Raw genomic sequence first — 25,842 nt, forward strand, 5'->3', positions numbered from 1 at the left:
AAGACAAATGACGAATAGGGAGAAAGTTAGTTTAGTATAGCAGGTACGGAAGAGCCTTTTTCAGGACAAACAACTGTGAATCGTGCAAAGCTAAACAATCAAAACTTTTTATTGCGTGAACATGCGGAACAACAGTTTGCCGAAGAATTAGCGGAATTGGCAAAAGCAGATCAACGCCAGCGCCCGCCGAACTGGAATTTATCCCCCTGGGCAGTCACAACGTATCTATTGGGAGGTACACTAGAGAACGGGTTTGTGGTATCGCCCAAGTATATTGGCGATCGCAGACTGATAGAAATAGCTGTTGCTACCCTCACCACAGACCGTGCCTTATTACTGATGGGGATTCCGGGAACCGCTAAGTCTTGGGTATCGGAACATTTAGCTGCTGCTATTTCTGGGGATTCAACGTTACTGATTCAAGGCACAGCCGGCACCAGTGAAGAATCCATTCGCTATGGGTGGAACTATGCCCGCTTACTGGCAGACGGTCCCTCGATGGAGGCGTTAGTGGCAAGTCCGCTGATGGTGGCGATGGAAGCGGGGAAAATTGCCCGTGTGGAAGAGTTGACTCGGATTCCGGCAGATGTCCAAGATACCCTAATTACGATTCTCTCAGAAAAGATGCTACCAATTCCCGAATTGGGGGATGAGGTGCAAGCGATTAAAGGCTTTAATATTATCGCCACAGCGAATAATCGCGACAAGGGGGTCAATGATTTGTCTAGCGCCCTGAAACGCCGCTTTAATACTGTTGTCTTACCATTACCGAAAACCATCGAAGAGGAAGTCGAGATCGTTCAACAGCGAGTCGAAAGCTTAGGACGTGCTTTAGAACTCCCGGTGCAAGCCCCCGCCTTAACTGAAGTCCGGCGGGTGGTGACAATTTTCCGCGAACTGCGTAGCGGTATCAGCGACGATGGTAAAACTAAACTAAAATCTCCTAGTAGTACCCTGAGTACAGCCGAGGCAATTTCGGTGGTGAATAGTGGGTTAGCCCTAGCCGCCCATTTTGGCGATGGACACCTCAGCGCTAAGGATATTGCGTCTGGATTGGTGGGTGCTGTGGTGAAAGATCCGATCCAAGATACGTTAGTGTGGAACGAGTATCTCGAAACTGTGGTCAAAGAACGCAAAGACTGGACAGACCTGTATCGCGCTTGCCGAGATGTTGGATCTTAGGATCAAGTTGTTTCAGTCGGCGACTCCTGTCGCTACCATTACCTGTATTGCTTGAGCATAAGTGAGATGTTGCCCATAGAACCTTCTCCCGATTCCCCACCCTCATCGGATCAGTCATCTACCGATGCGGTAAGTTCTGATACGTCTGATTTTCCGGAGGGACATGTTCTCATTGTTCAAGATGACCGAGGACGACATCGGTTTGTTTTAGACGGTGAACTCTATTCCATTGGCAGAGAACATGATTGTGATATTCGGCTGTTCTCACAGTTTGTCTCCCGTCACCACGCCACGTTGATGCGAGTAGAGGGTGAGGATGGGCATGATGCCTATCGCATTGTTGATGGCAATCTCAAAGGGAAATTAAGTTCTAATGGCTTGTTAATTAATGGTCAAAAGCACCAAAGCTATGAGCTGCAAAATGAAGAGGAAATTGTCTTTGGTCCTAATGTGAAGGCGATTTACTACCGAGTGCGGCGGGATCAGGGGGAGGGTTAACTGGTCATTTGTCTTATGTCATTCATCATTCGTCATTCGTCAGCGTTTGAAGACTATTTGCAGAACTTAATCTTAATCTCAGTTAAAAAAAAACGAATTAGCCCTTGACTTTTCGGGAGATTTTAGGTACTTTTATATCATGGGAAAATGTGCCGTCCTATAGACCCATATCAACCGTAATTCGTAGGGTGGGTTAGGCGGTAATTAATTCACAACACAAACCTTTAATTGGCGCTTCGCCGTAACCCACCACGTTATTCGTGCCAACGGGTGAACTAACGATGAGAATTCCTCAACGAAATAATGGATTTCCCGGTAACGATAGTGGGGCGAGTCGAGATAATTGAGGGATTTCCCGGTAACGATATGCAGCGACTCGCCCCTACATCCCCTACATCCCCTACATCCCCTACATCCCCTACATCCCCTAAATTCCCTACATCCCCTTATTTCTTGTCTGTTTTTAGCGAACATCAGTATAAGTAAAACTTGATAGTCTGTCGGTTAAGCTTTTGAATCTGTCAAGTAACGCAAATGATACATTTTCTGTTAAGGAATGTGAACACCTAAAAAACAACTGGAAACCCTTATCTTGCCGTTGTACCGGGACTGTAGTATGATTTGTGAAGATAAATTAAACATGAGACTTTGGGTTTTTATTCGCTTTTATCGATAAATTGAGTCAAAAAATCCTCCAATAGCTGATTACGCCACAATCTGGCAGTTTTAAGGATCAAGCACTACAAATATTACACGTCAATCTCAATGACATAATTTTGGCAACGCCATCGGTTGCTGATTTGACAAAAAAAACGCTATATGCAGGGGAGTCAGACTGAGAAATGAGCATCCATATCTTTGGCATACGTCATCATGGACCCGGATGTGCGCGATCGCTCTGTCATGCTCTGCATAGTCTCAACCCGGATATCCTTTTGGTTGAAGGTCCCCCGGATGGGGATGGGATGCTGCCTTTGGTTACTCATCCCCAGATGCAACCGCCTGTGGCGTTATTGGTTTATAGACCCGACCAACCCCAACAAGCAGTGTATTATCCTTTTGCTATTTTTTCCCCAGAATGGCAAGGGATTGATTATGCCTTAACTCAAGGGATTCCAGTGCGGTTTATGGATTTGCCCTTGGTGCATCAGTTGGCAGGGGAAGCTGGGGGAGCAGAGGAAGCAGAGGAAGCAGAGGGAGCAGAGGGAGCAGAGGGAGCAGAGGGAGCTGGAGAAGAGGATGAGATTTACTATGATCCTTTGGGTTATTTAGCAAGAATTGCTGGGTATAGTGATGGGGAACGCTGGTGGGAACAGTTAGTTGAACATCGCCAGGAGAGTACAGATGTATTTGAGGCGATTTTAGAAGCAATGACGGCGTTGCGTCAGGATGTACCCCCCAGAGATGATCCGAGGGAAGCGCAACGGGAAGCCTATATGCGGAAACAGATTCGGGCGGCGAAAAAAGAAGGATTTCAACGCATTGCTGTTGTCTGTGGTGCATGGCACGCTCCTGCATTGGTGGATATGCCTGCGGCGAAAGCGGATAATGCGTTGCTTAAGGGATTGGCGAAAACGAAAGTGGAAGCTACTTGGATACCGTGGACTTATGGGCGACTGGCATTTAAGAGTGGCTATGGGGCGGGGATTGAATCGCCGGGTTGGTATGGTCATTTGTGGGATTGTTATCAGGATGGGGGAGCTGGGGGAGATGGGGGAGATGACTCAACCCTGAGTCAGGGCGGGTTTTGTACTAACGTTACTATCAATCGCGACCAGAGAGTCCCTAAACCCGCCCCTACACCATCAAAATTTGGTCATTTGGGCGGGTTTTGTACAAACGTTACTATCAATCGCGACAAGAAAGTCCCTAAACCCGCCCCTACAGATACGTCAGGACATATATCAAAACTCAACCATCAACAATCAGCGATCGCGATTCGGTGGTTAATTAAGGTGGCGCGGTTATTGCGTCAGGAAGATTTAGATGCCTCATCTGCCCTTATGATTGAAGCGGTACGGTTGGCGGAATCTTTGGCAGCATTGCGCGATCGCGCGTTACCGGGTTTGCTTGAGTTAAATGAAGCGACGCAAACCGTTCTCTGCTTTGGCAGTGATCTGCCGATGCGGTTAATTCAAGACCAACTGATTGTGGGTGAACGATTGGGAGAAGTTCCCGATGAGACGCCCATGGTTCCCTTACAACGAGATTTACAGCAGCAGCAGAAACGCTTACGCCTCCCCGCTAATCCCACCGAGAAACAGTATGAACTCGATTTACGCAAAACGAACGACTTAGCGCGATCGCATTTACTCCATCGTCTGGATTTACTCGGTATTCCTTGGGGGATACGACAATCGACAAGGGGAAAAGGAACCTTTAAAGAAGGATGGCGGCTGCAATGGCATCCTGAATTTGCGGTTAAACTCATCGAAGCCGGAATTTGGGGGAATACGATTGATGCAGCAGCGACGGCTTATGCCCGGAATCAGGCACAACAGGCTCAAGCTTTACCCAGTTTGACTCAGTTAGTCGAAACTGTTTTATTGGCAAACTTACCCGATGCGTTACCCGAAGTGATGCATCGCCTACAAACTGAAGCCACCCTGAATCGAGATGTCGCCCAATTAATGGAGGCGTTACCCCCATTGGCGCAGGTATTACGCTATGGCAATGTCCGCCAAACCGATACTCGGATGATTACCTCAGTGGTGGATGGATTGGTGACGCGGATTTGTCTGGGTTTACCTCTAGCTTGTGCGTCTCTGGATGATGAAGCGGCGCAGCATATCGATCAGCGTATCCAACAAATGAATTACGCGATTTCCCTGTTAAATAATTCGGAGTATAAACAATCCTGGCAACAGGTATTATGGCAACTAGCAGATCAAGCCAACCTGCATGGGTTACTCGCGGGTCGAAGTTGTCGATTATTATTAGATGCTGGGGTATTTAAGGGAAATGACGCCTCCCGTCGGTTAGAATTTGCTCTGTCTCAAGCTAGTGAACCTCCCCAAGCGGCGGCTTGGATTGAAGGGTTTTTGCAGGGGAGTGGATTGTTACTCGTACATGACCATACCTTGTGGCAGATAATTGATGATTGGATTACTCAGCTTCCGGGGGAAACCTTTACCGAGATATTACCCTTATTACGTCGCACCTTTGCCAGCTTTTCTACGGCTGAACGTCGCCAAATCGGTGAACGAGTCAAACGGGGAACCTCGGTTGAAACACCGGGGATAGGGGAGGAAGAAATAGATAGCGATCGCGCGAATGCGGTTTTGCCCATTGTGGCACAGTTATTAGGCGTGAGATAGTAGGGGCGGGTTTAGGGAATCACTTATCGCGATTGATAGTAACGTTGGTACAAAACCCGCCCTGACTCACGGTTAAATCATCACCCCTCACCCCATCACCCCATCTTCCTATTCCCGATACACAAATAACTCCTCCTGAATGTTTTGCTGCACCTGAGTATCGAGATCATCAGCGATGGTTAGACAATCCACTAATAATTGATTAGCGTCATAATAATCCCACAGCGATCGCGTCTGGTTGCTGCTAAACTGCCAATCATGTTCCCCTTGGTCATGTTGTCCCATTAAAAAGCCAACTCGTCTGATCCAAGAGTGACGATGATTAAACCACCATTGGTTCAACATCTCCAGGTTAGATTGACACTCAAACATGGGATGGAGTAAAGTATTGAGCGATCGCACTAATTGACCCAGATGCTCAGGGTTAAGGGCTAGGTTAAATGCGAGACTATAATTCAAGGTAGCGTTCAGGATTAACGATCGGTATAACGGCAGCGGTAAAGACGTTGGGGGCAAATAATCCGCCACCTTAAACGCTAACGCCTCCGGTAATATAAACTCAACGTCCAACTTTTGGGGTAAGGATAAGCAAGAGGGTAATTGTTGTAACGGTGGCGCTTGCAAAGGTTGCTCAAGCCGATAGGAATCGAGTGTCTGGGCTAACGCCTGATCCAAAATTAAAGCCAGGACAAAATCAAAGGCACGCACGGCGGCTGACTTGTAGGATAATGGGCTAGATTCCGATTGATGATCTATCCAGTTCACGAATTGCCCTAATCGCAGATCCGGTATCAATAACTGATCCACCCCTTGTTTCATCGCCTGGATTAATTGTTCAGGGTGACGCAATAGGGTGACGGTGAATAAAAATACCTCTCGCCAGGATTGTTCGGTCAAGTGCGTCACTAATTCCGCGATCGCGTCAGGGTTCTGATTCGTTTTCGTGGTAAACTCTCTAGCGGTGAAGTATTGCTGAAGACTCAAATTAGCAAAAGAATAAACTCGCCGCGATCGCTCCACCAATACTCCATGGTGACATTCAATCGCTTTTAAAACCCCTTGACTCTGTATCTGTAAGCCAACCGGATCAACCTCCTGATAATCTGGGATTGTTCGCAGATAGTCGCCAATATAGTGTTCCACCTGAGATTGGCTCAAGCAATACTGCTGTTGAGTCAACGTAACGGAACCCAGATGCTCCAACAGCTTCAACCGATTCACCAAAGCCAACGGTTGTTCAGGGGAATCTCGCTCAACCCCTTTCGAGTGATCCCATTTCTGGAGCAGAATATCCAATCCTTCCTGATAAAATCTAGCCTGTTGGCGAGGAAAACGGGCTTGGGATTGGAAGACATGGCAGATGAAACTAAGTAATAGAGGGGTTTTCGCCATGTCCTGAATCGTCCGGTTTTCCGGATACTCCAGTTGTACCCCAAACTCAGTCGCTTTCGCTAACCCCCTCTCCCAATTAACACCAGCCAAAGCCACAAAGTACTTCCGGGCAAAATGACTAATTTGAGTCAACGTCCAATCGGCAAGTTCCACCTCAGTAAATCCGCCAAACCGATACAATTCCACCCCAGTGCGACAGGTGATCACATAGCGATTTTTAGCATAACGATTACAGAACCAACGCAGTTTGTTGAATAGGGAAAAACGCCTCAACGGGGAGATTTCATCCCAGCCATCTAGCAAAATCAGCAGTTTCCCCTCCTGGAGTAAGGTTTTCACCGTTTCCCCAGAGACACCGCGATCGCTAAACTCTTGGCAGATATAATCCAGTAAGCTTAGAGTATTGGCATCTTGCACCAAATCCCTCAATTCAATATAAATCGGCACCTGATCCACCGCAAATTTACCGTGAATACACTGAGTCGCCACATACTGCAAAAACGTAGTTTTACCCGTTCCCGGTTTCCCCCTATAATCAGGTGGGTTTGTCTAGCCAATACCGCCATTGCCAACTCTCGTTCCGGAGAGGTTCCATCCGGACTCAACTCATAACCCCTCTCCCGATTCACCTGAAAATGTCGCCGCCAATCTGCCAAGTCGAACCAGCATCGGTTGGGGATATTTTGCCAAACCTCCACATCAATATAAATATCCCCTAGGGAAATTGGTTTCGGCAAATCCCATAACGGCACGGTATCCAATTGAGTCTGAATCTGATCCTGGCAGCAAGCACGAACCTCTGCAACTAAGGCATTGAGTTCAACAGGCTGATTTGCCGAAGGATTCATCCCTGGGGATAGCCTCTCCTCTGGAACCTGAGTCGCCACCTCTTGCCAGGATAAATCCAGTTGCAAGCAAATCTCAATGAAAATCCGTCGCTCAACGGGACAACCCCCCAAAAATTTACCGATGGATAGGCGAGTCTTAATACCTACCTTTTTCGCCAGTACCTCATGAGTCCACTGTTTCCGCGCCATGGCTTCTTTGGCTTGGACGATACCCTGTGCATTTGCCGAAAGCGATCGTTTACCCATATTACACCTCAACCTTCTCGAATACCGATTCCGCGATCGCATACACACTAAATCATACCAACTTATACATATTGACCATAAATCTCAACGCGATGTTGATATATCACCCTATAGACTAGGATAAAGCTTCTCAAACTAGAGCCTAGCATAAGTTTACCTAAAGTATCACCTTGTTATATTCATTAAAAAAAACAAGCCAATAATTAAGTTATGCAAAAAAGTACAAACTCCAACCTTTCTGATTTAAATCATACAAACTCAAATCAACAAAAACTTTGACGAACTCCGGGGATCATGTAGTCTATGAAATAGATAAGAATTACAAGTTTACAAGCTTTTGAAAAATGAGAAGGTAGGTTTTCAGAAAATGGAACTATTGCAACAGGTAAGACTCACTGACTCGCCCCAAACTAACTTGAGTCACTTAAAATATAGATTTACCTATAAAATCTCCCAAGAGCTAGAAGAGCAAATGCTCCTGATCAAGATTTTCCTCAAACTCCTGGAAGACTCCCAGGGATACCTGAGCGACGATCAACAGTTAGAGCATCTGCAAATGATTCAACACCCTAACCATTTCTGAAGATAATATGGCTTGAGCCTTGGCTGAACCTGAGTCAGTTGTCTCTGGAATTATGGCATTGATTTCTGTTTAAACATGAGGTAATAGGGCTAAAACGACAGTATCCTTTTACCGTTTTTATAACCAAATCATTTTTCATTTAATTAACCCATTTCAATTTTTGTCCGAATTCCCAACCAACTGGCTCAAGTTCTCCAAACACGTCTTCCATTGATTCAGATAACTACCGTTAGGAATGACAAGATATCTAGTAAGTAAAGTCCTGGACATAAATTCTGGACGCTGTAAGCTGTGATAGACTTAGCTTACTTCTTTTCGGGAAGCGAGTATGACGACTCCCATCGTTAACCTTAATTTTGTCCGACTACTTATAGACAGGAAATGCTGTGTCTATTCAAGACAATTTTGGGGTTAAAGTTCAACGACTGAATCGATGTCCTTGACTTGTGTGACAACCTAAACACCTAAATTGATTTGGAAATTATAACCATGAGCAAAAATTTGCCAGTTGAAACCCGCCTCTTGAAAGTCATTCAAGAAGAAATTGAAAACGCCTTAGACGCTTATCCGAACAAGTTTTGCCGAATTTTTTTTACCTGTGCCAACCTACGCCAGGACTTACTATGCTACGTTTTGTGTAAACTATCGAATGATCCCCAGGCTGTTGCGGTTAAACAAGGCAAAAAACTGTGCAGTAAGCATACATTTCCCTATTATTCGTTGGAGATGCGATTACACCTGGAATCGTATATTCGTGAAGGCATGAATTGTTTATTGTCAGATACCTACCACGGTTTCAATTTCGAGAATAGGGAATAGGGAATAGGGAATAGGGAATAGGCAATAGGCAATAGGCAATAGGCAATAGGCAATACTCTTCTTTCCCTTCTGCTTTCATTGAATTATTTTTTAATCAACCCATTCTAATCAAATCATGAGAACCATCAACTTTTCAGTATCAATCTGTCGTCATTGTGGTCACTATCAACCCCAAAAAGGCTGGGGAGGTCACTGCCAACAGCTAGGCGTGGCTGTACAGGGAAAATGGAAAGCTTGTCCTTTAGGCATTTCCCCCTTTGCCACCTATGCTGAACACCTCGATGGGGTGGACTGTGGCTTAATGCATCGATAATTAGTTCCTTCCTGTGGTATCACTTCCCATGTTTAATTCCTTACCGACTGAATACACCAATCGAGTTCTCTGCTACTATACAAATACCAGTAAACAGATTCAGATCATTCGGATCACCGATATTCCCAATTGGTACTTTGAGCGGATTCTATTTCCCCAACAGCGCCTCCTCTTTGAAGCAATTCCCCACGCTCATTTAGAAGTCTATAAAAAGAGATTTGGCGTGGCGGATTTAGTGGCTAAGATTCTGTGCGATTTTTTGCAAGTGCAACAGGAAGCAGAAGCGCCTTCTCCTTTATATAGCGCTAGGCAATAGGCAATATAGCGCTACGCGCTAGGCAATGGGCAATAGGGAATGGGCAATAGTGAAGAAAAACACTGACTCATCAAGGGATTGACCCTTCGACTTCGCTCAGGGTCAACACCGAGCGTGTTACCGAGCGAAGTCGAGGTAAGCCGAGGTGTTGAGCGATTTAAATTTTTCTTCTTTTGTCCTAACGTGTGTGCGTAGTGCTATAGCATCTTGCTCGCTACTGATTCTGCATTACTCCGTCAATTCCCCCCGCATCACAGTAACCGCTTGTCCGCCCAGAATGACGCGATACGTTCCTTCGGAACAGGCTCCGCCAACGCTCCCGGTATAACGTACCTTGACTACCCCGCCTCGATGAGAGGCTTGATAGGCTAAGAACTCATTTTTACGGATGCGATCGCGCCAGAACGGTGCTAGACAACAATGGGCTGCACCCGTCACCGGATCTTCGTCAATCCCTAACCCCGGTGCAAAGAAACGAGAGACAAAATCATACTCCGAACCCGAATCAGTCCGACTGGTAACAATAACATCAGATATCGGTAAAGTTTTGAGTAAGCCAAAATTGGGCTGTAGATGTCGCACCATCTCTTCCGATTCCACTTCCACCAAATAGCCCAAAGAATTCTGCCAAACGGACTGAATCGGTACGCCTAACGCTGACGCAAGGTTTGGGGGGACTGTTGTGGGTTGGGAATGATTCACCGGGAAGTCTAACTCAATCCATTCACCCTGACGCTGGGCGATGAGTATCCCGCTTTTGGTATAAAAACGGGCGGGTTTCTCCGGGGACAGATGACCCTCTGACCACAAAACATGGGCGCTAGCTAAGGTAGCGTGACCACAAAGAGGGACTTCTACTGTCGGCGTAAACCAACGCAGATTAAACCCATCCTCTTGCGGAACCAAAAAGGCAGTTTCAGACAGATTCATCTCCTGTGCCACATTCTGCATCCAGCTATCCGGTTGGGGAGCCGACAAAACACAGACAGCGGCTGGATTACCCGTAAACGGGGTACAGGTGAAGGCATCGACTTGAATGATGGGCTGGTTCATAGTTCCTCAATCTCTTCCCTAGTCAGTCCGGTTGCTGCTGTGATGGTATCAAGATCAGTCCCTTGTTGTTTTAAGAGTCTGGCTATGTTAACCTTTTCCTGCTGTTTACCTTGCTCCATGCCCTCCTTGAGTCCCTCTTCAAGACCCTCCAATCTTCCCTCTGAGCGTGAACTTTCGATTAGACTGATTTCGTAGCGCCGATTTTCCATAAATCTCAGGTAGTTGGCTCTTTCTGCTTCACTCAAGCTATCTACAAGCAAATTTTCCTTCGCTTCCGCTAACCCTTGGGCTGTAAATTCTTCTTTAATTTGGCTCTTTTTCAGGAAATATATCCATTCATCTAGGGTATCGGAAGCCACCTCATTAAAGTTGTTGACTTTAATCACATAATACTCCGGGAAAATCTCATAAACATCTTGACTATTAAACAACTTTCGCTGATTAATTGATAGACCTAATTTATCATCTAAATGAAGCCCCCGAAACTCTAATGTCCCGTGGTAAATATAATCATCTCCCTGTCCCAAAGAAAAGTAGACGATATTCACTGAATAGACTTTTTTGACGTTCCCGTAAGGTTCTCCTTTTTCCAGAAAGTCGGTAATTAATCTGGATGTGCCGTAGAGCATCCGATGAAAATAATCTTGCTCTGTACTGTTTTGCACTTCAATGAGAATTAATTCTCCCCGGTCATTTTCCGCGAGAATATCGACTCGATTTAGCTTGTCATCCTCGGCTTGTTGATTGCTTTCACCTTCGAGTATTGATTGAATCGTAATTGGTTTCCTCAACAACTCACTCAAGAAACCTGCCAAAACACCATAATTGGCTTTGTTTCTCAGTAATTTTTTAATCGCCCAATCAAATCGGATGTGGGTTGGGGGCATAACGGCATTGATGGGAACGTCTACTGAATCTATTTTGACAGATTTCGTCCTAATAATTAACGAAGGGGTTAGGACAATAACATTAAGTGAAAAAGCAACAGGCAATAGGGAAATGTCCCAACGTATCTTCGTAGTGCTATAATGGGCAAAAATTCTATCAAGTTCGGTTGAATCCTGACACGTTCATGGAAACAAGACAGAGGGCAGAGGGTATAAGCTGTTATGCATTTAAATTGGGTATTAGTAGCGAGCAAGATGCAAAGCCTACGGCATGGCTTCGCTTAACGCACTACAAGGCTTTCACCCTTATTGACATTAAGGTTTAAATGCCCAACAGCTTAAGTCTAGCGGTGAGGGTAGGTAGTGAGGTATTAGGTGTGAGTGTTAGATTGTAGTGGGAGCGTCTCGCTCGCGATTTGGGGGATTTGATCTCTTTTAACTTAAAAGACGGTCAATCAGCTTGCCGCTTGATGATGGGACTTTAATAATTTCTTTACAGTCTCGACAATTTCTTGGGGATGACAAGGCTTGGCTAAGTAAGCATCCGCCCCTTGCTTCATTCCCCAGTAGCGGTCAAAATCCTCTTTTTTCGCCGAACACATTAACACCGGAATATTCTCAGTCTCAGGTTCCGATTTCAGACGACGACAGACTTCATAGCCATTCATCCGGGGAAGGACAATATCCAAAATCACCAAATTTGGGTGAAATTGCTGAATTTTCTCCAGCGCCTCCACCCCATCCCCAGCCACAATCACTGTCAGCCCTACACGCTCAAGCAGCTTAGAGAGCAAATGTTGTTGGGTGAGATCGTCCTCTACGACTAACACTGTACTCATAACAACCTATACCTACTATGGCTCTCTAGCTTTTAGGTATTATAACATTTACTCTGAGCGGCAAAATATCGTCATAAGGCTGATTTCAGGTCACTCAAGTTCCGCAATCTGGCTGAATTTGGGAGTGCAGGGTGCAGGAATGATCGTGACGTACCCTGCACCGCTGTTCTTTCGCTTCTCTCAGGAGGATAAGGGAGATGGGGACGTTCCAGAGGTAGCCGACTACATCTGGAACCGTCACTCAGGCATCCGTCAAATAAACTTAAGATTACCGAATCGGTGGACAATTCAAATCAATTAAATATCCCCCTGCCTCAATCACAAAATCATCGAAATCATCATCATTGCCAACCTCTACCCGTCCTCCATCTTCCCAAGACACGCGACTTCCTGTAATATTACCCTTTCTCCCCCCGTCCAAACGACCATTAAACTGAGCCAAGTTTTGGGTCGAAACAATACGGCGTCGGGTTTGACCCGTAGGACTTACCGATTCGAGAAAGAAAACATAGCGGTTATTGGCTTTAAACATAAACTCGTTGAATTGATTTGATATCGTTCCCCCCTCAACTGTTCCGACAAAATCCGCTTGCGTTCCCAGATCATTTTGACCAGGAGAGGTTTGTATCGGCTGGTTTGTGCCAAAAGCATCATAGGGTTTGACTTCCTGAAACAGAATCGTTTCTTCCCCGGTTGTTTCATTCCGTACACCAAGCGCGGCTTGGTATGATCCATGAGATTGCAGGAATTCAAATTCCACAATCGTATCCTCTGGGAATTGCACAGCCCGATTATCAAAGATATCCTGAGCTTGCACAGACGTTGCCAAGGTACTCATTAATCCAGTCGCGATCGCGCCAATGAACCAAGATTTGCTGTAGAGTTGTCTCATTGCGAATTATCCTTATTATCAAAACCCTGTTCTTGAGCGAAGCGAAGGATTAAAACTTAATCCTTTACCACGCCAACAGCGCCAGATTTGACCAAGAACATCTCGCATCTAGTCCGGTATTCTGAATCATCTTTTAGCTTCAGTTCTCAGTTGTTCTAACGCTGACAAGCAACAGGTACTGGTAACGTTAACATCCTCATCGCGCACCCTAGCTTAATAACTACTATTATAAAGTGTTGCGATCAGTACAATATTCCACGGAAATATAAACACTTAAAGTTATAAACACTTAAAGTTGGCGACTCGCCCAACTTTTAATTCATACCCTTACACCGCTATCAGGGAAAATGTATCATTGCTCTCTCAGCTTCCCCTGCTCCCTCAGCTTCCCTCAGCTTCCCCGGCTTCCCCGCTTCCCCCGCTTCCCCCGCCGCCAATCTGCCCCCAACAGGACGATGCCTACAAGCAGAGCTAATCAATGATAATAGTTTTTTATATTTGCGCTATCGCTAAATTGGGTTAAATTATGAATAGAGACAAATAAACCACACATACGGAGCAAATCAAACCATGTATACCACCTACCAAAACGGACTGATCAATACCACCCCTGTTGAAGCCAAGACAAACCCCATCACCCCTCCCACCTCGCCCCAACAACCCATCAAGCCACTGCAAACCATCAAGCAATGGTTAGAGAACATCGAAATTCACAACCCCACCAAAGCTAGATTATTCTGCAAAATGATTCCCGCCCAATGTCCCTTTGAACGCGATATCTGTTTCTTTGGGCGGCGGGTTGCTCACATTCCTCCCTTGTGCAAACTCAATCCTTTCTATGATGAATTCGTTAGCCTCCGCTTTCGCGCCCTATGCTACTTGGCTGATCAATGTGGGGAAGATATCAGTGCTTATTGTTAGTCATTCGTCCGTTGTCCTTTGTCATTCGTCATTCGAGACTAAAAATCCATGACTCGCAGCAAAAATGCCCACTTATCGGCAATCTCTTCAATAATCTTAGCCGTTGGTTTTCCCGCACCATGACCCGCCTTTGTTTCAATGCGAATTAAGACCGGATTATCCCCAGAATGTGCCGCTTGTAACGCTGCTGCAAACTTGAAACTATGGGCTGGAACCACGCGGTCATCATGATCCGCCGTCGTAATTAATGTGGCTGGATAAGCCGTTCCTGGCTTGAGATTGTGTAACGGAGAATAGGCATACAGCGCCTTAAACTCCTCTGGATTTTCCGGTGAACCAAAATCAGAACACCATGCCCAACCAATCGTAAACTTATGGAAGCGCAGCATATCCATAACCCCAACTGAAGGAAGTGCAGCACGGAATAAATCGGGACGCTGAGTCATACAAGCCCCGACTAATAAACCACCATTACTTCCGCCACCAATTGCCAGTTTTTGCGGACGAGTATAGTGATTCTCAATTAACCATTCCGCTGCTGAAATAAAATCATCAAACACATTTTGCTTATTCAGCTTTATTCCTGCTTGATGCCAATCTTCGCCATACTCTCCACCGCCTCGGAGATTCGGAATCGCATACACGCCTCCCATCTCCATCCACACCAGATTACTAATCGAAAAACTGGGAGTTAGGGAGATATTAAACCCACCGTAACCATAGAGATAGGTGGGATTATTGCCATCCAATCTTAATCCCTTTTTGTGGGTAATAAACATCGGCACTTGTGTCCCATCTTTACTCCGGTAAAACACCTGCCGCGTTTCGTATTGAGTCGGATCAAAATCTACTGTCGGTTGGCGAAATAGGGAACGTTCCCCGGTTACCATATCGTAGCGGTAAATCGTGGCTGGGGTGGTGAAACTGGTAAATACATAGAAGGTTTCCGTATCATAGCGCTTCCCGCCAAATCCCCCGGCTGAACCAATTCCCGGTAATTCTACCTCCCGGACAAAGGCACCATTGAGGTCAAAAATCTTAATCGAAGAACGGGCATCTTTGAGGTAATCGGCGACAAACTGGTTATTCAGAACCCCGACATCTTCTAATGTTTCTTCGGCTTGGGGAATAATTTCTTGCCAGTTCTCTCGCCCTGGGTTATGAATATCAATGGCAATCACCCGACCTCTTGGTGCGTCTAAGTCAGTTTGAACCCAGAAGATTGACCCGTCATTGTCAATCAGACTGAAATTCGCTTCAAACTCGGAAATTAATTCGACGATAGGAGAGTCGGGAGTTTGTAAGTCTTTGTAGAAAACTAGATTCTTGGGATCAGTTCCTTGACTGACATAAATAATCAGATAATGTCCATCTTCTGTCACTGAGCCATTAAACATCCATTCCTTTTGGTCAGGACGATGGTAAATTAGCAAATCATCGGATTGGTCTGTGCCGAGTTTGTGATAATAGAGTTTGTGATAATAATTAGCATCTTCTAATTTTGTGGCATCGTTGGGTTCGTCATAACGGCTATAGAAAAATCCTTGATTATCGGTTGTCCAGGATGCACCGGAAAACTTCACCCATTTGAGATGATCCGATAAATCGTCTCCCGTTTCCACATCCCGCACTTTCCATTCTTGCCAATCGGAACCGGAGGTGGATAAACCATACGCCATGCGGTTCCCATCATCACTCATAGCGGCACCCGATAGGGCGATAGTCCCGTCTTCGGAGAGGGTATTGGGGTCAATCAGGACTCTGGGTTCTCCATCGAGAGAGGTTAAGGTGTAGAGAACGCTTTGGTTCTGAAGTCCATCATTTTTGAAATAGAAGTAGCGGTTCCCTTCTTTATAGGGAATGCCATATTTTTCGTAATTCCAGAGTTTGGTGATGCGCTGCTTCAGGGATTCCCGCTGGGGGATGTCTTCGAGATAGCCGAAGGTGACTTTATTTTGCGCTTCTACCCAGGCTTTGGTTTCGTCGGAGTCGGGATCTTCTAACCAGCGATAGGGATCAGCGACGTTCGTGCCATGATAGTCGTCTACTTGATCAGCTTGGCGGGTGGTGGGGTAGTTCAGAGGTTGGTGAGAAGATGGCATAGTCGGGAATATGAGGCAGTGTTTTCTAGGGTAGCACTCTTTGGGTAGGGGTTAGGAAGCGTGTGGAGGATGGGACGCGATCGCGTAAAGATTACCATACCAGAACACGAGTCTCTCATAAGATCTGACCAACGTCTTGAAACTTATCAATATCGTCTAATGAAAGATTGCCTTCTAGCTTACCACGCTCTGATTTGAGTATCTCTCCCCTACCCCTTTTGTCTATAATTGTCAGAGTCCCTTGTTTTTGTCGCAAACAGTACTGCTTTCCTTCATAGATTTGTTCTCCATCCGCTAATGTCTGTCCGGCTTTATTCAAAGTCTTTCTGGCAATTTTAGCAACATCATTGCCATACTCTTGACATAGTATTTTTCCGGCAAAATTGGGAACTTGCCTACTCAGCCTACCCAGTACGTCCTTAAGGGTATTGGGTGGTCGTTTAAGAGCTTCTGCTTGCTCTTTGATAATCTGTAACAGTGAGCTTGCTGTACAATTTTCACAAAGCTCAAGCAAAAAATCGTCTGGATGCTGTGCCTCAACCCCAAAAGGTTCAAGAGACTTCTGGGGAAAATCCTTCAAGTTGAAGGTAACAATTACTTCAGCTTTTGCCTTTACCGCAGCCGCCACAACATGGCGATCTTTCGGATGATTGGTCATCAGGTTGACTAACTGATCAGATAGTTCAACCATTGCCTCTGGAAATGCACTTTTTATGTGTGACTGGTATCGTGCTGCTTTAGCCTCTGTCATTTTTTCCTGCTTGACCAGATTACGAGTCACCTCATCTAGTATTTCTTGGGAAAAGTAAGGACGATAAAATTATGCTTCAGCAGCACGGAGTAAAGTGTCACACAAGGGCATTGGAAAAATAACACAAGCATCTAAAACAACTCGATGAAGCACAATGTTTATCGCTCGATTTCATGACTTTCCTGATCATAAAACCCTTCATCCTGTAGGAAAGCCGTAAATTCACTGAGGTGCTGGTGACGTTGAGCATCTCGTTGTTGCTTGTATGCCATGATATCTTGGGAGCGAATACGCCGATGCGCTCCAACTTTTGTGTAAGAGATGTCTCCCTGTTCCAGCAGTTTGATCAGATAAGGGCGCGACACATTTAAGAAGTCAGCCGCCTGTTGAGTTGTCATTTCACGATCATTGGGAACAAGGGTTATCCCTTGCCCAGATGCCATTGCGTGTATGACTTGCCGTAGTGCTTGGTAGACAGAATCAGGCAGTAGAATCTCTTCTCCGCTGCTTCCTACCAATCGGGGCTGTGATTCCTGTGCATTCAAAAGGCGTTCTAATCGTTTAATATGTGATGTTTCACGCTCCTCAGCCGTAAACTGCACAGAAGTCTTATGTTCTTTCGGCATGATTCTTGCGTAAGATAAGGCATTAGGTGGAAGTACCGAAGTACAGTATATAACCCTATTTTATAACGATACCACCAGATAATCGCAATATCCGAAACAAAAGTTACGTTTGACAGAAATCTCTCACGTCTTTCACCTCAAACCCTAATGCCTCCGCTACTTGTTCCACACTCAACCCCATGTCCAACAATTGAGGTATTGCCTGTTCCCTCAGCGAAGCTTAATGATTCAGGTGTAGAGAAAGATATGATCCCAGATGTAATCGATTAATCGTTTAGCATCATCTAAAGGCAGAACCTGACAACATCCTCGCTTATCTTTCGTCAATAACGGAATTTCCGGGAGATTTGCCGTATCTTTGCCATCTTGCATCAGTTTACCCCGGATATTCTCTAAATTATGAATCGGACCATTGATATCAAAATCAATCTTTGTGCCAAACTTATTATCCATCCAACTTTCAATTTGGTTGTCCAATTGGGCAGGAGTTAGGGAATTCTGGCTAATTAAAAGATGGTAATAAACTAGAATAATCTCTTTACATTCCTCCTCTTCCGCCGCATCAATTAAGGCATGAAACACGCTGGCATTATTTGCCATATTCTTAAAAAACAGGGTTTCGGTTACAGTTTGACGGAATTTAATCTGCTTACTCTTATAATTGCTATACTGTTTATAGGCAAACCCCCCTAATGTCACCAGTAGCGATAACACAGCGACGAGCACGGGCATAATATTGCGAACATCCTCTTCACTTGCCTGAATCGTGTCCAGAACCGATGGTCCCATGGTAAAAAATAAAATAGCTGCAATCACAACAAGAAGTTTAGGCAGAACTCTCAAGATGACTGGAATAGCAGCGCCAATAGCCGGAACGATTAAGAAGAGGCGGTCTTTCCAGGTCATGCTAATTTTGATATTGGGGAAAAGGAGTTCCAAGTCAAACTTAGGGATATTCTTGTAAAAATAGAGATACATCTTCCCTGGTGTGAACTGGATAGAATCTAGTTCATCGCCTTTGTGCTTGAAATAATCGGCGTCTTTGAATTTGATCAATAAAACAACTCGTTCAAAAAGATTTATTGTTTTGTCTTTTTTCTTTAAAAACTTTTTAACCTGAATTGTTTTTTCATGATCTCCGCGACAGTAGCAGATGAGTTGGTCAAATTCATCAAAATCAACATCAGTTTTCAGTTGAATTAAGGACTTTTCCTTAAAGGCGCGTTGTAAACTCTTCGGAGAGAGGGGAACATAATTGGCGCGTTCGAGAATCGTCTGAAAGTCGGTCACCACATTCGCTTCGCGTTCAGCTAACTTATCGGGAGTGAGTTCAATCCGGGTTTGAGTATCAGCATCCGGGTTGAACGGATCATAATTATCTTTTAACCGTTCCAAATAGACATGAAATTTAAAATGATAATAGGCGGAAAGTAGGGTACAAAAATCCCGGAACTGTTGCACCTTCTCCTTAGGTAACTGTCCATCGTCTAGGCACAGTTCGATTAAGTCGCTGCGGCGATAGGGAATAAACGCTTCTCGGTCTTGATAAGTTGCCATATCTGACAATAGACTAAGTAGTCGGACTTTCATTAAAGTTTACAGTTGAGACTAGGGAAAAGGGAACAGAAATGACCCTTCGCCTCGCTAGTCGGATACGGCGCGTGATTGTGTAGGGGCGGGTTTCACCACTATCCTTTCCTTAGCACCTAGATGTAACTAAACCCGCCCCGACTGAGTGCGAGAGTTTTGACCCTTCACGTTGGAAAGAGAGCATGGTTTTGACAATCTTTAACTCAGTCCGACAAAATTGATGTCCAGGCACTTATTTCACAGACACAAACCCAGCAACAATTCCTTGTGATGGGTCGCGAAGCCTGATATTTTTAATCGGTACGGCTGAACAGGGTAAGGGAGATGCCCAGCATCGGACTGTCCAGTTGGCTGGATAGACATAATTCACATCATTTACTTGATCAGATACTAGATTAACACTGGGTAAGGGAGGAGGTAAAATCAATCGTGATTGAGCATTGCCCTGAATCAGACCAACGGTAGTTAAGCCAAGGAAAAATAGGGAAGTCAACAGGATTGTTTGAGGTTGTTTTAGGGTATGAGTGAATCGAAACAGTGGCTGGGTCAATTTAGAGGGAATTTTCTCCAACAGAGTTTGACCATATATAGCGCTAAATAAAGCCGGGATAAGCAGAAAATAGCCCAAGCCAAACCGGAGTAAAGGACTTTGGATCATAATAAAGGTAATGCCGATTAATCCCAATAATAATATCCAAGCAGTACCTATTCTTAAGTGTTTTCTAAATTGTCGGAATATAGGGATAGAAAAAATAATAACAAAGATTGTAATAAATGCCATTATTTTAGATTTAATCGAACCTTTTAACCATCGCCAAACGCCTAACGCGATAGCTGTCACTCCCGACTCATCTGAATCCGAAAACACCCACCAAAACTTGATAGGCTGAGTTTCATTTATGGCTTTTTCGATGGGAACTGACCAAGGCAGGTCGAGGCACATAAAAGTTGAAGGATACAGGGGACATCCGGATGTGGTCAGGCTATATAAAACCATGGGTGATAGGATTAATAGAGTAATAGCACCGCCTGTCAATAGCCGCTTAATTTGTAGTTTAAACTGATTACCCATCAGATAAAAAATAAATCCTATGGGGAGCAGCGGTAGCGCCGAAAGCTTAACAGTTACCGCTCCGGCTGATAGGATTAGGGGAATGGTTCTGGCATCGACAAGAGGCGTTTTTGCATCAGTATTCTGTAAAGAAAATTGAGCGCTGTGTGAAATCACCAGAATTGACCAGGCTGTAACGCCAATAAGAAAGGCTACAGTTACATCAGGAGAAAATGAGATGAGTATCGGTGAACCTGTAAACGCGGTTCCTGTATAAACGAGAATGGCGATCGCGGAAAATATGAATAAAAACCAGTCTGATAAGCGTCCTTTGCGGCTGACTATTTGATTCAGCGTAATTAGAGACTGTAAAATAGCGATAAGGAAGACAAAACCATTGGTAATCGCACTGACTCGACTGCCAAAAATTGGAGATGTAAGTGGTGCAGCGAGAGCAAACCAAGAAGAGGTAAAGCCAAATTTGCCATGAATGAGTGCTAATCCATTAACCGCGCCAAATTGAGACATCCATCGCATAGAACCAAAGTGATAAAGTCCGGTGTCAAACCAGACTATTTTTTGACTGGTAAAAGCAGCAATAATTAGTTCTAAGGTAATAAATCCAACGATAAGGCTGGGAGAAAGGTGCGATCGCACCGCCGCTAGTTCACGCCGGGTTGACTGAGACAGGAGAGATAGGGCGACTAAACCGAGGACAAGGGCGAAACCAACGGCGCTGGATAACGGTAAAATCAGTGAGGTTGCCAGCATAGAGACGCACAGGACAACGATTCCCAGCCAGACGGCGGCGATGAAGCGATCGCCTCTACGATCAATGCGATCGGCTTTCAACCAATGCACAATAGCTGTGCCAATTGAGAAACAAACACCAATCAGAAAAAGCCAAGTGATCATAAAATAAAGCATTCAGCACCTCTAGTCATGACTAGCGCGATCGTCGCTATTTCTCATTTTCATCTACTTTACGCCCAAAAGGTACGTTATTAGACTGCGTAAACTGTAGCAATTTTATTGCTAGTGCCACATTGTTATATGCTTCCAGATGACCGATGAGGGCGAGTCGAGTAAATTAATAGGCTTCCCCATGCAAGATAATCCAGCGACTCGCCCCTACAAGACATACTTATTGATTTGAAACTCCCTTCGGATCAGCACTAATTACCTCTTTCCCATCTCCCCCAACCCTATTTGTTTGCTCTCCAGCATTCAAGTAGAAATGATTAGGTTCGTTTCCTGAGGATTAAACAATTGGCGTTGAGAGGCATTGAGAAACTCGATACTAATGGGTTCGCCAGTTTCGTCATAACTAACAATCACGCCTCCTGGTTCAGAAATAGCATTGGCTGGAAAAGCATCACGCAAAACAAAGATGAGAATATCTGCATCTGAATCATATTTAACATTCATCAGTTTACCCCTGCCAGTATCGATTGACTTGATTTGTCCAGTACAAGGTCAAAATGCGTTTGGTGTTACCAATTTCAACAAAGATAACTCTCAGTAAACCACCTCCACGCCTAGATTGTGCAACGAAGACATCATCTTCTACTATAACTTGTTGAGGATTCATCAATACTGTTTCAACTTCTTGGCGAGTGATCTCTAATCGTTGTTGCCATTGTTGCTGACGCTCCTGTGCATGTCTTGTCCAAACAATCTGCATTTCGGTGTATTGTCCTCATCGAGTTTCCAGCTTTTAAATATTCTTCCAATTCTATAAAATGCAGCAATCCACCCGTTCTGTAAATAGACCTCAAACCATTACTAATGACAAATGACAAATGACCAATGACCATCAGCGCCGTTAACTTTCCGGTGTGTCTACCGACTTAGTGAAGTAATCTATTGACTTCCACTTCTACTTCTGGCAAGGCTAATGGTATAATTATACCCGTCGAATACTTGACCACAGATTGATGCTTTCCCTGGTTAGGTTCACGATGCACCCACAACTGACTCCCGATAATATCGATCACCCAATAGTCTCGTATTTGATCCCGTGCATACATTTGAGCCTTATCGTTTAAGTCATAGGAAAGGGTTGAATTGGATACCTCAATTAGCCAATAAATATCCTGGGGTTGGGGATGACGCTGATCATAGCGAGATTCTGGGGGTATAGCGATACAAATATCCGGTGGCGGCTCACCATCGCTGGGTAGTGTAACTGGAGCTATGGCAAAGACAACCGCTTGAGTCCCTAAAAGAGCTTCTAGATACTTAACACCCCGTCTATAGGTAACCCGATGAATCGGAAGTTCTGGAGACATATCGATAATTTGTCCATCGAGTAGTTCAACCTGGCGACCTGCCAAAATGCCGCTTTCAATCATCTGATGATAATCGGCGACAGTCCAGTGGGTTAATGTTCTGACCATAGGGATTTTCGGCTATTGGAATATTCAGCTAAATCACCGGAAAGGCATAGTGCGATCGCGGCAAGTCCTATTTTACTCCCTTCTCGCGATAAGATTAGGCTAGGATTGAGAAGCGATCGCCTCTGCGATCAATGGAATCGGCTTTCAACCCATTTACCAGGGTTGTGCCAATTGAGAAACAAACACCAATTAGAAAAAGCCGGGTGATAATAAAATAGAGCATTGAACACCTCTAGTCATGACGAGCGCGAGCGCTGATCAATTTATAGCGTTAATCACAGGCTGTTTGGGACTATCGCCAAGAAATTTGAACCGTGAACCTTACAATGTTTTACCTTCTTCTACTAGCATTACTCTAGTCTAAATATATATTAGTCTTAACCATGAATAAAAAAAAATGGCTAAAGGGTTTGATCGCTATTATAATTACTTTGGGAATTATTATCAGATTCACCAATCTAGATTTAAAGGTTTATTGGGTTGATGAAGTTATCAACACCAAATATAGTTTTGGTTATACCGAGAAAGAGTTGGGTGAGCAAGTTAAAGCCTGGAATGGTCGAGTGATTAGTAATCAGGAATTGCAAAAATTTCAATCGCTTAATCCTGAGAAAAATTCAATCGATGTAATTAAAGCTTTAGCCATTGAAGAACCCCAGAGTCCACCGTTATATTATTTGCTCTTAAGATGGTGGACACAGGTGTTTGGCGATTCAGTCGCAATTAGAAGAAGTTTGTCAGCTTGCATTAGTTTGTTGGCATTTCCCTGTGTTTACTGGCTTTGCCAAGAATTATTTCAATCATCTTTAACCGGATGGCTCGCGATCTCACTGGTCGCTGTTTCTCCTTTTCATTTACTTTACGCTCAAGAAGTACGTTATTACGCCGCATGGACGGTAGTAATTTTATTTGCTAGTGCCACATTCTTATGGGCAATCAGACGTAATAAAATATTCCATTGGGGAACCTATGCAGCGACTTTATCACTAGGACTTTATACTTATCCGCTGACGGGATTATTAGCTATTGGACATGGTTGTTATGTATTCATAATCAATAAATTTAGGTTAAACAAAACAGTTATTAATTTTATCCTGGCATTTCTAGCAGCAATCCTCACATTTGCGCCTTGGGCATTCTTTCTTTTTACTAATTCTCACAAAATATCTGATTGGCGACAGTCAAAAATTCCTTTGCTTGGACTAATTAAAGCTTGGGTTATTAATCTACAAATTATATTCTGGGATTTTCACAAAAATAGCTTATGGGAATTTCCATTTGAGCAACCTATAGGTATTGTAATTTATTATTTGTTAACGCTATTAACATCAATATTATTAGGATATACAATTTATTTTATTTGCCGTTACACGCCGACTAAAATCTGGTTATTTATCGTGATTATGATTTTACTTCCTTGGCTGCCGCTAATTATACCCGATTTAATTAAGGGAGGAATACGTTCAACTGTTCCGCGTTATCTTATTCCCAGCTACTTAGGAATTCAGCTTTCAGTTGCTTATCTGTTTACAAGGAAAATTTCCTCTGTATCGGCAAACTATAAGATATGGCAAAGGAGATTATGGCTGTTTATCGTGTGCTTAGTATTTTCGATGGGAGTTGTATCAAGTCTCACTATCTCCCAATCCAAAATTTGGTGGAATAAGGGTAAAAATAATGATAACTATCCTATAGCCAAAATAATTAATCGCTCTACTTCTCCACTTATCATCGACAAATTAACTGAGGATGATGGCAGAAGTATTATGTCTTTGAGCTATCTTTTAGAACCAAAAGTAAAACTCCAATTAGTCTATGATGAATCTAATATTCCTAAAGTTGCTCAAGGATTTAGCGATATGTTTTTAGTTAATCCTTCTGATGAATTAAAAGAGAAATTGGAGAAAGAACAAAACTTCAACATAGAACTTGTTTATCAAGGTAAACGCCGCTCACTTTGTAAATTGAAAAAAGCTCAATAATTAACCTATAGGTTTGGCGAGAAAGAAAAAATAACGCTACTACACTTACAGCAATGGTGAACCCAACGACGCTGATCAAGTGATAGCGTTAATCACACGCTTTTTGGAACTATCTCTCCAAAAATCTGAACAGGGAATCAGCGGCTCCCAGCAGTAAGAAATAGCTCCACTTTTGTGTCTCCTAAAATGACTCAAGGGTATGGAAGAAGAGTGGCGATAGGGACATACCAAAATCCCTAAATATATATCTGACTAGATAAACTCTTTCCTCCGCGTATAAACAAAGTTTTAAGTAAGTTTTATCGTTAGTCAAAGGCGGTTTTTGAGAGTTGACGTTTAGCCGTTGACGTTTGAGTTGATCGTTCCCAGAAAAAACCTGAGACATTTGCTACTTGTGATAGGAAAAACAAGATTGCCAGCAATAAACTGGGTTGTTTGGAATGCTGTAAAAAGGGATAAGTCAGTAGATCGAAATAAAAGGAGAAAGGTTCTACCTTCATCTTGTCTAGGTTACGTTGAGCACGAATTTGGTGAAAGTGGAACGCACCCCGACCATAATTGAAATGCTGTCGCCAGAAGCGTTTAAGTGTTAGATGATGAGCATGGTAAACTTGAGCTTTTGGCGCATAAATCATCCGGTAGCCATGGTTTAACCAGCGATCGCACCATTCCCGATCCTCTCCCGCTGCTAGGGGAAAGGTGATGTCGAAGCCGCCTAACTGATGAAACGTTTCTTTAGCAAGGGCGAAGTTGTTGGAGGCGAAGAAGGTGGCTTGATTGGGATCGGTATTGTAGTAGTCGTAGAGGTAATCAATCAGTAACTGGCTAGCGGTTGAAAATAGGTTATCTGGAAGCGCATTAATGGCTCGACCTCCAATCAAGCGATCGGGTGCTGTGGTAAAGTGATCAGCGAGGGCTTTTAACCAATCGGGATCGGGTGTACAGTCATCGTCGGTAAAGACGAGAAACTCCCCTTTAGCCTTAGCTGCACCTGTGTTCCGAGCCGTTGCTGGACCCGCGTTGGATTGGGTAATCAAGGTGATATCTAGCTGTTGGCGAAAGGGAGTAACCACAGGTTCGATGGGCGTATGGCTACCATCGTCAACCACGATCACCTCAAAGCGATCGCGGGGATAGTCAAGATGTGCGATCGCGTTCAGACAAGTTGCTAATCGTTCTGGGCGATTGTAGGTGGGAATAATAATCGAGAATAAAATCTGTTCTTGTTTCATCGT

At 44.2% G+C, this 25,842-nt stretch carries 24 protein-coding genes and 1 pseudogene; 10 read left to right on the forward strand and 15 right to left on the reverse strand.

The annotated features are described in order from the left end of the window. Positions 1-75: 75 nt before the first annotated feature. The 3 genes from MC7420_RS06275 to MC7420_RS06285 all read left to right on the forward strand — a co-directional run bounded on the left by MC7420_RS06275 (position 76) and on the right by MC7420_RS06285 (position 4,997). The gene (locus MC7420_RS06275; RefSeq protein ID WP_006099601.1) at positions 76-1,182 is read left to right on the forward strand and encodes an ATP-binding protein; all 1,107 of its coding nucleotides are present in this window, start codon (positions 76-78) and stop codon (positions 1,180-1,182) included. A gap of 66 nt (positions 1,183-1,248) precedes the next feature. Further along, the gene (locus MC7420_RS06280; protein WP_006099480.1) at positions 1,249-1,680 is read left to right on the forward strand and encodes an FHA domain-containing protein; all 432 of its coding nucleotides are present in this window, start codon (positions 1,249-1,251) and stop codon (positions 1,678-1,680) included. Positions 1,681-2,522: 842 nt separating this feature from the next. Next, entirely contained in the window at positions 2,523-4,997 is a 2,475-nt protein-coding gene (locus MC7420_RS06285; RefSeq protein WP_006099399.1) for a DUF5682 family protein, read from the forward strand. 108 nt (positions 4,998-5,105) lie between these two features. Here the strand turns inward: MC7420_RS06285 and MC7420_RS06290 are convergent, their stop codons facing one another. Next, a complete protein-coding gene (locus MC7420_RS06290; RefSeq protein WP_232231666.1) occupies positions 5,106-6,878 on the reverse strand; it encodes an NACHT domain-containing protein in 1,773 nt (590 codons plus the stop codon). After that, on the reverse strand, positions 6,815-7,483 hold the full coding sequence (locus MC7420_RS06295; RefSeq protein WP_052307433.1) for a hypothetical protein: 669 nt from the start codon (positions 7,481-7,483) through the stop codon (positions 6,815-6,817). The genes MC7420_RS06290 and MC7420_RS06295 overlap by 64 nt, the downstream gene beginning before the upstream one ends. 367 nt (positions 7,484-7,850) lie before the next feature. Between MC7420_RS06295 and MC7420_RS06300 the strand changes: the two genes are divergently transcribed. The 4 genes from MC7420_RS06300 (at position 7,851) to MC7420_RS06310 (ending at position 9,514) form a co-directional block, all read left to right on the forward strand. Continuing rightward, positions 7,851-8,066, forward strand: a complete 216-nt coding sequence (locus MC7420_RS06300; RefSeq protein WP_006099354.1) for a hypothetical protein — start codon at positions 7,851-7,853, stop codon at positions 8,064-8,066. 489 nt (positions 8,067-8,555) lie between these two features. Next, the gene (locus MC7420_RS06305) at positions 8,556-8,885 is read left to right on the forward strand and encodes a hypothetical protein (protein ID WP_006099217.1); all 330 of its coding nucleotides are present in this window, start codon (positions 8,556-8,558) and stop codon (positions 8,883-8,885) included. 115 nt (positions 8,886-9,000) lie between these two features. Continuing rightward, positions 9,001-9,198 (forward strand): hypothetical protein, encoded by a 198-nt coding sequence (locus tag MC7420_RS39250; protein WP_006099598.1) that lies wholly within the window; start codon positions 9,001-9,003, stop codon positions 9,196-9,198. A 28-nt stretch (positions 9,199-9,226) separates the two neighbouring features. Next, positions 9,227-9,514 (forward strand): DUF1830 domain-containing protein, encoded by a 288-nt coding sequence (locus MC7420_RS06310; protein ID WP_006099426.1) that lies wholly within the window; start codon positions 9,227-9,229, stop codon positions 9,512-9,514. Between the two features lie 228 nt (positions 9,515-9,742). Here MC7420_RS06310 and MC7420_RS06315 read toward each other — a convergent pair whose 3' ends face one another. From MC7420_RS06315 to MC7420_RS06330, 4 genes are all read right to left on the reverse strand, one after another. Further along, the gene (locus MC7420_RS06315) at positions 9,743-10,567 is read right to left on the reverse strand and encodes a PhzF family phenazine biosynthesis protein (RefSeq protein WP_006099213.1); all 825 of its coding nucleotides are present in this window, start codon (positions 10,565-10,567) and stop codon (positions 9,743-9,745) included. After that, positions 10,564-11,454, reverse strand: coding sequence for an Rpn family recombination-promoting nuclease/putative transposase (locus tag MC7420_RS06320; RefSeq protein ID WP_006099515.1), 891 nt, complete (start codon positions 11,452-11,454; stop codon positions 10,564-10,566). The genes MC7420_RS06315 and MC7420_RS06320 overlap by 4 nt, the downstream gene beginning before the upstream one ends. Positions 11,455-11,909: 455 nt before the next feature. Next, complete coding sequence (locus MC7420_RS06325) at positions 11,910-12,293, reverse strand: response regulator transcription factor (RefSeq protein WP_006099434.1); 384 nt, start codon at positions 12,291-12,293, stop codon at positions 11,910-11,912. 268 nt (positions 12,294-12,561) lie between these two features. Next, positions 12,562-13,185: a hypothetical protein gene (locus tag MC7420_RS06330; RefSeq protein WP_006099161.1), complete on the reverse strand. Its 624-nt coding sequence runs from the start codon at positions 13,183-13,185 to the stop codon at positions 12,562-12,564. A gap of 570 nt (positions 13,186-13,755) precedes the next feature. Between MC7420_RS06330 and MC7420_RS06335 the strand changes: the two genes are divergently transcribed. Then, the gene (locus tag MC7420_RS06335) at positions 13,756-14,106 is read left to right on the forward strand and encodes a Mo-dependent nitrogenase C-terminal domain-containing protein (protein WP_006099170.1); all 351 of its coding nucleotides are present in this window, start codon (positions 13,756-13,758) and stop codon (positions 14,104-14,106) included. Between the two features lie 38 nt (positions 14,107-14,144). Here the strand turns inward: MC7420_RS06335 and MC7420_RS06340 are convergent, their stop codons facing one another. The 8 genes and pseudogenes from MC7420_RS06340 to MC7420_RS06375 form a co-directional block, all read right to left on the reverse strand. Then, positions 14,145-16,208, reverse strand: a complete 2,064-nt coding sequence (locus MC7420_RS06340; RefSeq protein WP_006099332.1) for a prolyl oligopeptidase family serine peptidase — start codon at positions 16,206-16,208, stop codon at positions 14,145-14,147. A 115-nt stretch (positions 16,209-16,323) separates the two neighbouring features. Continuing rightward, a pseudogene (locus tag MC7420_RS06345) lies at positions 16,324-17,010 on the reverse strand (PIN domain-containing protein); the annotation flags it as partial. Between the two features lie 107 nt (positions 17,011-17,117). Further along, positions 17,118-17,585, reverse strand: coding sequence for a helix-turn-helix domain-containing protein (locus tag MC7420_RS06350; RefSeq protein WP_044205462.1), 468 nt, complete (start codon positions 17,583-17,585; stop codon positions 17,118-17,120). A 228-nt stretch (positions 17,586-17,813) separates the two neighbouring features. Next, positions 17,814-19,175 carry a TMEM143 family protein gene (locus MC7420_RS06355; protein ID WP_006099276.1) on the reverse strand — a complete coding sequence of 454 codons (1,362 nt, stop codon included), beginning with the start codon at positions 19,173-19,175 and terminating at the stop codon, positions 17,814-17,816. Between the two features lie 232 nt (positions 19,176-19,407). Next, positions 19,408-21,153, reverse strand: coding sequence for an LIC_10190 family membrane protein (locus MC7420_RS06360; RefSeq protein ID WP_006099436.1), 1,746 nt, complete (start codon positions 21,151-21,153; stop codon positions 19,408-19,410). Positions 21,154-21,453: 300 nt separating this feature from the next. Beyond that, complete coding sequence (locus MC7420_RS06365) at positions 21,454-21,654, reverse strand: DUF2283 domain-containing protein (protein WP_006099321.1); 201 nt, start codon at positions 21,652-21,654, stop codon at positions 21,454-21,456. Positions 21,655-21,658: 4 nt separating this feature from the next. Further along, a complete protein-coding gene (locus tag MC7420_RS06370; RefSeq protein ID WP_006099273.1) occupies positions 21,659-21,910 on the reverse strand; it encodes a DUF4258 domain-containing protein in 252 nt (83 codons plus the stop codon). Positions 21,911-22,076: 166 nt separating this feature from the next. Next, entirely contained in the window at positions 22,077-22,625 is a 549-nt protein-coding gene (locus MC7420_RS06375; protein ID WP_006099331.1) for a Uma2 family endonuclease, read from the reverse strand. Positions 22,626-22,640: 15 nt separating this feature from the next. On the opposite strand from MC7420_RS06375, the gene MC7420_RS39255 reads away from it, so the two are divergent. Both MC7420_RS39255 and MC7420_RS06380 read left to right on the forward strand, forming a co-directional pair. After that, positions 22,641-22,832, forward strand: a complete 192-nt coding sequence (locus MC7420_RS39255; RefSeq protein WP_157453062.1) for a hypothetical protein — start codon at positions 22,641-22,643, stop codon at positions 22,830-22,832. Positions 22,833-23,008: 176 nt separating this feature from the next. Beyond that, a complete protein-coding gene (locus MC7420_RS06380; protein WP_044205467.1) occupies positions 23,009-24,607 on the forward strand; it encodes a glycosyltransferase family 39 protein in 1,599 nt (532 codons plus the stop codon). A 305-nt stretch (positions 24,608-24,912) separates the two neighbouring features. Here MC7420_RS06380 and MC7420_RS06385 read toward each other — a convergent pair whose 3' ends face one another. Then, positions 24,913-25,839, reverse strand: a complete 927-nt coding sequence (locus MC7420_RS06385) for a glycosyltransferase family 2 protein (protein WP_006099334.1) — start codon at positions 25,837-25,839, stop codon at positions 24,913-24,915. Positions 25,840-25,842 lie beyond the last annotated feature (3 nt).

The sequence above is a fragment of the Coleofasciculus chthonoplastes PCC 7420 genome (genome assembly GCF_000155555.1).
GTDB classification, from domain to species: domain Bacteria; phylum Cyanobacteriota; class Cyanobacteriia; order Cyanobacteriales; family Coleofasciculaceae; genus Coleofasciculus; species Coleofasciculus chthonoplastes_A.